The 9,959-nt window shown below is 71.7% G+C and carries 9 protein-coding genes; 1 reads left to right on the forward strand and 8 read right to left on the reverse strand.

Translation table 11 applies throughout. The annotated features are described in order from the left end of the window. Window positions 1-163: 163 nt before the first annotated feature. From ITI46_RS30755 to ITI46_RS30790, 8 genes are all read right to left on the reverse strand, one after another. Window positions 164-2,320, reverse strand: a complete 2,157-nt coding sequence (locus ITI46_RS30755; RefSeq protein WP_209243212.1) for an MMPL family transporter — start codon at window positions 2,318-2,320, stop codon at window positions 164-166. A gap of 122 nt (window positions 2,321-2,442) precedes the next feature. Continuing rightward, window positions 2,443-2,733: a hypothetical protein gene (locus ITI46_RS30760; protein ID WP_209243213.1), complete on the reverse strand. Its 291-nt coding sequence runs from the start codon at window positions 2,731-2,733 to the stop codon at window positions 2,443-2,445. After that, complete coding sequence (locus ITI46_RS30765; RefSeq protein ID WP_307808393.1) at window positions 2,730-3,086, reverse strand: ArsR/SmtB family transcription factor; 357 nt, start codon at window positions 3,084-3,086, stop codon at window positions 2,730-2,732. The genes ITI46_RS30760 and ITI46_RS30765 overlap by 4 nt, the downstream gene beginning before the upstream one ends. A 160-nt stretch (window positions 3,087-3,246) precedes the next feature. Then, window positions 3,247-3,753, reverse strand: a complete 507-nt coding sequence (locus ITI46_RS30770; protein WP_209243215.1) for a hypothetical protein — start codon at window positions 3,751-3,753, stop codon at window positions 3,247-3,249. Between the two features lie 113 nt (window positions 3,754-3,866). Then, a complete protein-coding gene (gene ilvD, locus ITI46_RS30775) occupies window positions 3,867-5,720 on the reverse strand; it encodes a dihydroxy-acid dehydratase (RefSeq protein ID WP_209243216.1) in 1,854 nt (617 codons plus the stop codon). Window positions 5,721-5,811: 91 nt separating this feature from the next. Next, window positions 5,812-6,534 carry a TetR/AcrR family transcriptional regulator gene (locus ITI46_RS30780; RefSeq protein WP_209243217.1) on the reverse strand — a complete coding sequence of 241 codons (723 nt, stop codon included), beginning with the start codon at window positions 6,532-6,534 and terminating at the stop codon, window positions 5,812-5,814. Further along, window positions 6,531-7,445 carry a sugar phosphate isomerase/epimerase family protein gene (locus ITI46_RS30785; protein ID WP_209243218.1) on the reverse strand — a complete coding sequence of 305 codons (915 nt, stop codon included), beginning with the start codon at window positions 7,443-7,445 and terminating at the stop codon, window positions 6,531-6,533. Before ITI46_RS30785 ends, ITI46_RS30780 begins: the two co-directional genes overlap by 4 nt. 312 nt (window positions 7,446-7,757) lie before the next feature. Further along, window positions 7,758-8,690, reverse strand: coding sequence for a Ppx/GppA family phosphatase (locus tag ITI46_RS30790; RefSeq protein ID WP_209243219.1), 933 nt, complete (start codon window positions 8,688-8,690; stop codon window positions 7,758-7,760). Between the two features lie 231 nt (window positions 8,691-8,921). Here ITI46_RS30790 and ITI46_RS30795 point away from each other — a divergent pair, with 231 nt between their 5' ends. Further along, the gene (locus tag ITI46_RS30795) at window positions 8,922-9,758 is read left to right on the forward strand and encodes a DUF3109 family protein (protein ID WP_209243220.1); all 837 of its coding nucleotides are present in this window, start codon (window positions 8,922-8,924) and stop codon (window positions 9,756-9,758) included. The last annotated feature ends 201 nt before the right edge of the window (window positions 9,759-9,959 follow it).

Genomic DNA, 9,959 nt, shown 5'->3' on the forward strand with positions numbered 1-9,959 from the left:
GACAGGGGCCGCACGACGAACGGCGGTGCCGGACCAACCGATGGGGCTGTGGTTGGTCCGGCACCGCCGGATGCGTCAGTCTCTGTTCTCGCCGTTGCGGCGGATTCGGCTGTTCCCGCCGTTGGACGGATTCGTCAGCTCTCGCCGTTGCGGCGGAAAGGGGTTACACCCTCTCCAACTCCGCCTCCCGCCGCTCTTCTTCGGCGACTCGGGGCTCCTGCGGCCGCTCCCGGCCCAGCCGGCTCGGCCACCAGATGCGGGCGCCGAGGTCCAGCGCCAGCGAGGGGACCAGGACGGTGCGGACCAGGAAGGTGTCCAGCAGCACACCGATGCCGACCAGCACGCCGAGCTGTGCCATGGACACCAGCGGCATGGAGGCGATCACCGCGAAGGTGGCGGCCAGCACGATGCCCGCCGAGGTGATCACGCCGCCCGTGGAGCTGAGCCCGGCCAGCACGCCCTTGCTGTGGCCCCGCAGGGCGACCTCTTCGCGGACCCGGGTCATCAGGAAGATGTTGTAGTCGATGCCCAGCGCGACCAGGAACACGAAGCCCATCAGCGGCAGGGAGTTGTCCATCGCGGCGAAGTCCAGGACGTACTCGAAGATCAGGTGCGAGGCTCCCAGCGCGCCGAAGTAGGACAGCACCACCGTCGCCAGCAGCACCAGTGGCGCGATCAGCGAGCGCAGCAGCGCCACCAGGACCAGCAGGACGACGGCGAGCACGACCGGGATGACGACCTTCAGGTCGCTCTCGGCGGCGCGCCGGGTGTCCAGCGACTCCGCTGTCGTACCGCCCACCAGCGCCTCGGCGCCGTCCACCTTGTGCACCGCCGTGCGCAGCCCGTCGATGGTGTGCTTGGCCGCGTCGCTGTCCGGTGCGTCCTTCAGGGTGACGGACAGGGAGGTCAGCGATCCGTCGGCGGTACGGTCGGCGGCGCGTACGGACTCCACGCCCTCGACGCCCTCCGCCGCCTGCTGTGCAGCGGCACGCGCCGGTGTGCGTACGACGACGGTGGCCGGGTCGGAGGAGCCGGAGGGGAAGTGCGCGGACAGCTTTTCCTGGGCGATGACGGACTCCGGCTTGTCCTGGAACATCTCCGCGTTGGTCAGCCCCATGGTGATGCCGGCCGCGCTCAGCGCCAGCACCGCGGTGACGGCGATGGACATCAGCCACGACCAGCGCGGGCGGCGGGCGATCAGGTCGCCGATCCGGGACCAGACCGTACGGGCCTCGCGGGGCTGCCCCGCGGCGGCAGCCGCCGAGGTCTCCGTGTAGCGGGGCACGAACGGCCAGAAGACCCAGCGACCCGCCAGCACCAGCAGCGCCGGCAGCACGGTGATCATCGCCAGCAGCGCGCAGACGACGCCGACGGCACCGACAAGTCCCAGCGAGCGCGAGGAGTTGATGTCCGCGAAGGCGAGGCAGGCGAGACCGATGGCGATGGTGCCGGCCGAGGCGACGATCGCGGGCCCGGAGCGGCGCAGCGCGAGCCGCATGGCCGCGTGCCGGTCCTCGTGGCGGTGCAGCTCCTCGCGGTAGCGGGCGATGAGCAGCAGCGCGTAGTCGGTGCCGACGCCGAAGACGAGCACCATCAGGATGCCCGCGCTCTGCGGATCGACGGGAAGCGAGGCGTACTTGGCCAGCACATAGGTGGTGACCTGGGTGAGGACGGCGGCGAAGCCGACCGACAGCACGGGGAAGAGCCACAGCAGCGGGCTGCGGTAGGTGATCAGGAGCAGCAGCGTGACGACGGCGCCGGTGGCCAGCATCAGCGTGGAGTCGAGGTTGTCGAAGACCTTGATGTTGTCGATCAGCGAGCCGGCCGGGCCGCCGACCTCGATGTCGAGCCCTGGTGGCGCGTTGGCCGCCGCGACCGAGCGGATCTTCTCCACGTCGTCGGTCATGTCGTCGTCGCCGGTGGTCAGCGGCACCACCAGCATCAGCGCCTTACCGTCCGCGGCCGGGATCGGGCCGCTGATCTTCTCGCCCTTGGCCACCAGGGGCGCGAAGTCGGCGCGGTCGGCGCGTGCCTTGGCGGCGTCGGCCTTGGTGGTGGCGGAGTCGGTGCGGGAGTAGACGGCGACGGCCGGGATGATCTCGTCCTTGCCGCGGAACTTCTCCAGCTCCGTATTGACCTTCGCGGACTCGGCGTTGCCGGGCAGGAAGGCGTTGGAGCTGCTGTCCTCGACCTCGCCGAGCTTTCCGGCCAGCGGTCCGAGAGCGACGACGATGATCAGCCAGGCGGCGAGGACCAGCCATTTGGTGCGCTTGCCGCCGGGGGCTGTGGCCAGGCGGCGCAGCGCGCTGGGCGCAGGCATGGGTAACCTCCGTGTGTGGGTGTGGGACGCGAGGGCTTCGCGGAGTGCTCACGCTCACGTGTACGGCCGGGAGTTGCCGCTCCCGGCCGTACGAGCGCGGTGGTGCGGGGATGGCGGGCCGGCTACTCGATCTCGCGCATCATCTTTTCCATCGAGGCGATGGACTGCCGGGCCTGGGTGAGTTCGTCCAGGGTGCGGCGGTGCAGTTCGACGTTGTCTTCCAAGAGCTGGGCGTACTTCTCGGTCAGCGCCTTGTACTGCTGCTCGCGGGCGGCCAGCATGCGGGACCGCCAGGTGGCGGCGATCTGCCAGACGATGACGATCAGCAGGACGAAGAGCCCGCCGGTGCCGAGTGCCGCCGCCCACACACCGGCCGGGTCGGCGGATGCCGTGTTCGTCAGCTGATCGTTCACTGCGTTCTCGCTTTCCCGTGCTGGTTCTCGTCCTGGTCCTGATCGGTGAGGGTGCCTGCCGCCTCCGCGACGGCCTGTGGGGTCAGGGCGCAGGCGAACGGGGCCACCTCGAAGAACTTCATCGCCTTGCCGCTGTCCGACAGCTCCAGCGACCCGACGACGAGACCGGCCGCCTCCAGTCGCTGGAGGTGCATGTGCAGCAGGGGGCGGCTCATGCCGATCTCGCGGGCGAGTCTGCTGACGTAGTTCCGGCCCTGGGTCAGCGCCGCAACGATCCGCATCCGGTGCGGATTGCCGAGCGCCGTCAGGATCTTCAGCAGCTCGTCTCCGGTCGGGGTCTCGATCGCGCTCACCGCGACCCCTCTCTCTTGGGTGTAAGAAGAATCTGACATGTGACGGAGCGGGGTGTCGAGCCAAGAAGCCCCTAGTCGGGGACAGTTCAGGGTTCCCCCTGAGACGACTGCGGGAGGGCCCTGAAGGGCCCTCCCGGAGGGGGTGTCGGGGGTTGCGGGATCAGCGTTTCTGCTTCCGGTTCCGCTTGCGCGCCGCGGGGTTGCCGGTGCGGGCGGAGCGCTGCCGTTCGTACCGGACGAGCGCGGCCTCGTACTCGGCGCGGTGCAGCTGCTCGCCGGGCGCCTCCACGCAGGTGCGCACCGCGTAGGCGAGCAGTACGCCGATGAAGCCGATGATCCGGATGCTGCGCATCGAGGACTCGGCCGCCGCCTCGCGCTCGGTGGGGCGGCGGCCGTAGTGGGTGAGGGTGCGGGAGAACGCCATTGCGCTGCATACGGCGAATGAGGCGACGAGCAGGATGCTTGCCCATTTTCCGATGTCGGCCAGTACGACGCCCTGGTAGGCGAACCGCAGCACGAAGGCGCCGGCGATCGCCGCCAGTACCGCGCCGATGCCCAGGGCTGCGCGGCGCAGCCCGTAGCCGCCTGAGTGGTCGACCCAGGTGGTGCCGTAGAAACGGAGCGGTTCCGGGGTCGGGGCGTCGGGGGTCTTCGGTTGCTCGGGCACGTTTCGATTATGACCGTGCGGGGTTCCGGGCGGCGTCTGCCCCTGGCTGTCGGCTGCGGCCTGACGGCCGGTGAGGGGCTGGTCGCGCAGGTCCCCGCGCCTCTTTGGGGCGCTCAGCGTTCCAGCAGTGTCACGTCGCGCACCGCGCCGCGGTCGGCGCTGGTGGCCATGGCCGCGTAGGCGCGCAGGGCGGTGGAGACCTTGCGTTCGCGGGCTGCGGGGGCGTACCGGCCGGCCAGTGCCTCGCGGCGGGCGGCCAGCGTCTCGTCGGGGACGTCGAGGCGCAGCTGCCGGTTGGGGATGTCGATGACGACGGTGTCGCCGTCCTCGACCAGCGCGATCGTGCCGCCCCCCGCCGCCTCCGGCGAGATGTGGCCGATGGACAGCCCCGACGTACCACCCGAGAACCGGCCGTCGGTGATCAGCGCACAGGTCTTGCCCAGGCCGCGGCCCTTGAGGAAGGAGGTGGGGTAGAGCATTTCCTGCATCCCAGGTCCGCCCTTGGGGCCCTCGTAGCGGATGACGACGACGTCGCCCTCCTTGACCGTCTTGTCGAGGATCTTCTGGACGGCGTCCTCCTGGGACTCGCACACCACCGCGGGCCCGGTGAAGGTCAGGATCGACTCGTCCACGCCCGCGGTCTTCACCACGCAGCCGTTCTCGGCGAGGTTGCCGTACAGCACCGCCAGCCCGCCCTCGGCGGAGTAGGCGTGCTCGACGTCGCGGATGCAGCCGCCCGCCGCGTCGACATCCAGCGCCTCCCAGCGCTCGGACTGCGAGAACGCCTCGGCGGAGCGCTTGCAGCCCGGTGCGGCGTGGAAGAGCTCGACGGCCTCGGGGGACGGGGAGCCGCCGCGGATGTCCCAGGTCTTGAGCCACTCGTCCAGCGAGTCGGCGTGCACGGTGTGCACGTCCTCATTGAGCAGCCCGCCGCGGTAGAGCTCGCCCAGGATGGCGGGGATGCCGCCGGCGCGGTGCACGTCCTCCATGTAGTACGTGCCGCCCGGCGCCACGTTCGGGGCGACCTTGGCCAGGCAGGGCAGCTTGCGGGAGAGCCGGTCGATGTCGGCCATCGTGAAGTCCAGCTCGGCCTCCTGGGCCGCCGCCAGCAGGTGCAGGATCGTATTGGTTGAGCCGCCCATGGCGATGTCGAGTGCCATGGCGTTCTCGAAGGCGGCGCGGGAGCCGACGCTGCGCGGCAGGACGGTGGCGTCGTCCTGGTCGTAGTAGCGCTGGGCGATCTCGACGACCGTACGGCCCGCCGTCTCGTACAGCTCCTTGCGCGCCGTGTGGGTGGCCAGCACGGAGCCGTTGCCGGGCAGGGCCAGGCCGATGGCCTCGGTGAGGCAGTTCATGGAGTTCGCGGTGAACATGCCCGAACAGGAGCCGCAGGTCGGACAGGCGTTCTCCTCGATCCGGAGGATGTCCTCGTCGGAGACCTTGTCGTTGACGGCCTCCGACATCGCGTCGACCAGGTCCAGCTTGCGGACGGTGCCGTTCACCAGCGTCGCGCGGCCGGCCTCCATGGGGCCGCCGGAGACGAAGACGGTGGGGATGTTGAGCCGCAGCGCGGCCATCAGCATCCCGGGCGTGATCTTGTCGCAGTTGGAGATGCAGATCAGCGCGTCCGCGCAGTGCGCCTCGACCATGTACTCGACCGAGTCGGCGATCAGGTCCCGGGAGGGCAGCGAGTAGAGCATGCCGCCGTGGCCCATGGCGATGCCGTCGTCCACCGCGATCGAGTTGAACTCGCGCGGGATGCCGCCCGCCGCCTTGACCGCCTCGGACACGATCCGGCCCACCGGCTGGAGGTGGGTGTGGCCCGGCACGAACTCGGTGAAGCTGTTGGCGACCGCGATGACCGGCTTGCCGAAGTCCTCACGCGCTACGCCGGACGCCTGCATAAGGGCACGCGCCCCTGCCATGTTGCGTCCGTGGGTGACGGTGCGGGACCTCAGCTCGGGCATGGCTGCCTCTCCCTTGGTGCGGGCGGCCGCCATGGCGTCGGGGCCCTGCGGCCGCTGCGGTACGTAGAAGAACCGAGGGTACGCCTACGGCTCAGGATCCGGACAGTGGGTCCGGATGATGGACGGAGCCGTCCCGGGCGCCGGTGGGCCCCGTGAGGTGGTGCTGGACGACGGGCGCCAGCCGGGCGACGGCGGTCTCCAGCGGCTCGGAGGCCACCGGTTCCAGCCGGATCACGTGCCGCAGCAGGGCGACGCCCACCAGCTGGGCCGCCGCCAGGCTGACCCGCAGCTCGGCGTCGGGCTCGGGCAGCAGCGAGGCGACCCGGCTGAGCAGTACGGGGGTCAGCAGTCCGCGGAAGACCGCCGCAGCGCGCTCGTTGTTGACCGCGGAGCGCACGATCGCCAGCACCGGTTCACGGGTGGCCGGGTCCTCCCAGATCCCGAGGAACGCGCGGGTGATGGTCTCCCCCAGCGCCTCGCGCGAGGTGGCCTCCAGCAGTGCGGGGACCTCCACCACCGGTGCCATGGCGCCCTCGACCGCCGCGGCGAACACCTGCTCCTTGGTGCCGAAGTAGTGGTGGACCAGCGCCGCGTCCACGCCCGCGCCGCGTGCGATGGCGCGTACGGAGACCTTGTCGTAGCCGTGCTCGGCGAACTCGCCCCGGGCCGAGGCCAGGATGCGCTCCCGTGCCCCCGGGCCCGCCTCGGCGGTACGGCGCGCGGGGCGCCCGCGCCTGCGGGGTGCGGGCTCCGGGGCCGGGGTCGGCTGCGGTTCCGGCTCCGAGGCCGGCTCGTGGGAGGGGTCCGGGGTCATGCCTTGCCCCGCCCGGCGGGGTGACCGGTGGCCTGGTCACTGCCCTGGCGATCGCCCTCGCGGTCGCCCGCGCCGTTGCCGCCCTGGCCGTTGCCGAGCGTGCCGCCCGGGGCCGCGAGGTGCAGGCGGGTGTAGGCGAGGGCTTCGGCCAGGTCCTCCTCGCGCTCGGCGGCCGACATGGCACGCCGCGTGTTCACCTCGACGACGACGTGCCCGTCGAACCCGCGCGCCGCCAGCCGCTCCAGCACCTCGGCGCACGGCTGCGAGCCGCGCCCCGGGACCAGGTGCTCGTCCTTGGCCGAGCCGTTGCCGTCCGCGATGTGGACGTGACCGAGGCGGTCGCCCATCCGGTCGACCATGGCGAGCGTGTCGTTACGGGCGGTCGCCGTGTGCGAGAGGTCGATCGTGAAGTGCCGGTAGTCGTTCTGAGTGGGGTCCCAGTCGGGGGCGTAGGCCAGCATCTCGCGGTCCCGGTAGCGCCAGGGGTACATGTTCTCGACCGCGAACCGTACGTCGGTCTCGTTCGCCATCCGCCATACGCCGCGCTCGAACTCGCGCGCGTACGTGCGCTGCCAGCGGAACGGCGGATGCACGACGACGGTGCTCGCGCCGAGCGTCTCTGCTGCCGCCCTGGCCCGTTGCAGCTTCGTCCACGGGTCCGTCGACCACACACGCTGCGTGATGAGGAGGCACGGAGCGTGTACGGCGAGTATCGGCACCCTGTGGAAGTCGGACAGCCGGCGCAGCGCGTCCACGTCCTGGCTGACCGGGTCCGTCCAGACCATGACCTCGACGCCGTCGTAGCCGAGGCGCGCGGCGATCTCGAAGGCCGCGGCCGTCGACTCCGGGTAGACCGAGGCCGTCGACAGCGCGACCTTCGCCTGGGGGACCCGCACGCTTTCGATGCCCACCCAGCCACCCTAAGCGCGGTTCGCTGCCCGCGAGGGGTCGGCCCCTGTGAGAGGGCTCCCGCTCACAGGGGGACGGGCTTCGTCCGCCGGTCCCGTTCCCGACGCAGCGGCGCTCAGCGACTACGCACCAGAACGACGGTGCCGGAAATACCCGCACTGCGGGTGGGCTCGGCACCGCCGGACGCCGCCGTCGCGGCTGGACACCGTTGCGGCGGGAAAACGGTCGCCGCCAGAGCACCGTCGCGGCGGAAGCAGGCGCGGCAGCACCGTCGCGGCAAAGGTGCGCCCCTCGCCGCAGAAAGCGCGCGGCCGCTACGCGGAGCGCAGGCGGTCCAGGCGGCGGAGGATGATGCCCTCCCGCAGCGCCCAGGGGCAGATCTCGGCCTCCGGGACGGCGAAGAGGTCCAGCGCTGCCTCGGCGACGAGGGCGCCCGCCAGCAGCTGCTGGGCGCGGCCCTCCGAGACGCCGGGCAGCGTGGCACGCTCACTGGCGGGCATCACCGCGAGCTTCGGCACCCACTCCTCCAGCGAGGACCGGCCCAGCACCCGGCGGGCGTAAAGGCCCTCGGCGCTGCGGGGCGCCCCCGCGATCCGGGCGAGCTGCTTGAACGTCTTGGACGTCGCCACCACATGGTCGGGCCGGCTGAACCGGTTGAACTCACCGACCGTACGGCCGATCTCGGCGCGCACATGCCGCCGCAGGGCACGGACGTCCGCCGGGTCCGGCGGGTCGCCCGGCAGCCAGCCGGAGGTGAGCCGCCCGGCGCCCAGCGGCAGCGACACCGCCGCGTCGGGTTCCTCGTCGAGGCCGTACGCGATCTCCAGCGAGCCGCCGCCGATGTCCAGCACCAGCAGCCGCCCCGCCGACCAGCCGAACCAGCGGCGCACCGCGAGGAACGTCAGCCGCGCCTCGTCGGCGCCGGAGAGCACCTCGAGCTTGACGCCGGTCTCCGTGGCGATCCGGTCCAGTACACGCTCCGCGTTGGTGGCCTCGCGCACGGCGGAGGTCGCGAAGGGCAGCAGCGCCTCGACGCCCTTGTCCTCGGAGATCTCCAGCGCCTCGTTGAGCGTGGCGCAGATCCGGTCGATGCCCTCCTCGCTGATCGACCCGTCCGCCTCCAGGAGTTCGGCGAGCCGCAGCGTCGTCTTGTGGGAGTACGCGGGCAGGGGCCGGGCACCGGGGTGCGCGTCCACCACGAGCAGGTGGACCGTGTTAGAGCCCACATCGAGGACACCGAGTCTCATACCCAGCACGCTAGCCTCCTCCCCCGGCCACCGCTGGAGGTACCTCCCGGCCACCGGGAACCTCCCCGCCGACGTTACGGGAAGTTCGCCCGGCGCGGCAGTGGGGTGCCATGCGTTCCTGGGCTGGCCCGTGTTGCCTCGCGGGGACCGTGAGGAGGGTGCGGCCTACGGGGCGGCGCGGCGCGTGACCCGTACGCTGGGGGCGTGGGTAAGACGAAAGCGGCGAAGCACATGAAGCAAGACGGCGTGCACGAGGCGCTGCCCGCGCCCCGGGCGCGCGACGAGGAGGTCGGCCTCGACTTCGCCCGCGCCTGGGTGGAGTTCCCGGACCCGGCCGACGACGAGCAGGTCTTCCGCTGCGACCTGACCTGGCTGACGTCCCGCTGGAACTGCCTGTTCGGCAAGGGCTGCCGGGGTATCGAGCCCGGCCGCCCCACCGACGGCTGCTGCACGCTGGGCGCCCACTTCGCCGACGAGGAGGACGAGCAGCGCGTCGCCGGGCACGTGGCCCGGCTGACCCCGCAGACCTGGCAGTTCCACGACGTGGGCAACGGTGTGCTGGGCTGGACCGAGGTCAACGAAGAGGGCGAGCGGCAGACGCGGCGCTGGATGGGCGCCTGCATCTTCAACAACCGCCCCGATTTCGAGGGCGGCGATGGCTGCGCGCTGCACGCCCTGGCCCTGCGCGAGGGCCGCGAACCGCTGGAGACCAAGCCCGACGTCTGCTGGCAGCTGCCGATCCGGCGCAGCTACGAGTGGGTGGAGCTGCCGGACGGCGAAGAAGTGCTGTACATCACCATCGGCGAGTACGACCGGCGGGGCTGGGGCGCGGGAGGGCACGACCTGCACTGGTGGTGCACCGCGGCGCCGTCCGCGCACGGTGCGGGGCAGCCCGTGTACGAGTCGTACCGGGCCGAGCTGACCGAGCTCATGGGCAAGCCCGCGTACGACCGGCTTGCCGAGCTGTGCGCCCAGCGGCTGGCGAGCGAACTGCCGCTGGTGGCCGAACATCCGGCTACGGCCCGCGCGGCCGCGGATGCCGACGACGGTAACGGGGCCGGCCTCTGATCCCGCGTACCTGGCATGGGGGCTGCGCTTGCCAGCCCTGCGCCTGGGGCTACCCCCTGCTCGAAGAGCTTGGGGGAGCAGACTGCCCAAGCACAGCAGGCAGGGGGGCAGCTCAGGACGGGGAAGCGCTCGGGCTCGGGGGGTGACTCGGGGTGGCGCTCTCGGAAGGGGTCGGGGATCCGCTCGGGGACGGCGGTGGGG

Origin of the sequence: Streptomyces oryzae (assembly GCF_017676365.1) — a bacterium.
Lineage (GTDB): Bacteria > Actinomycetota > Actinomycetes > Streptomycetales > Streptomycetaceae > Streptomyces > Streptomyces oryzae.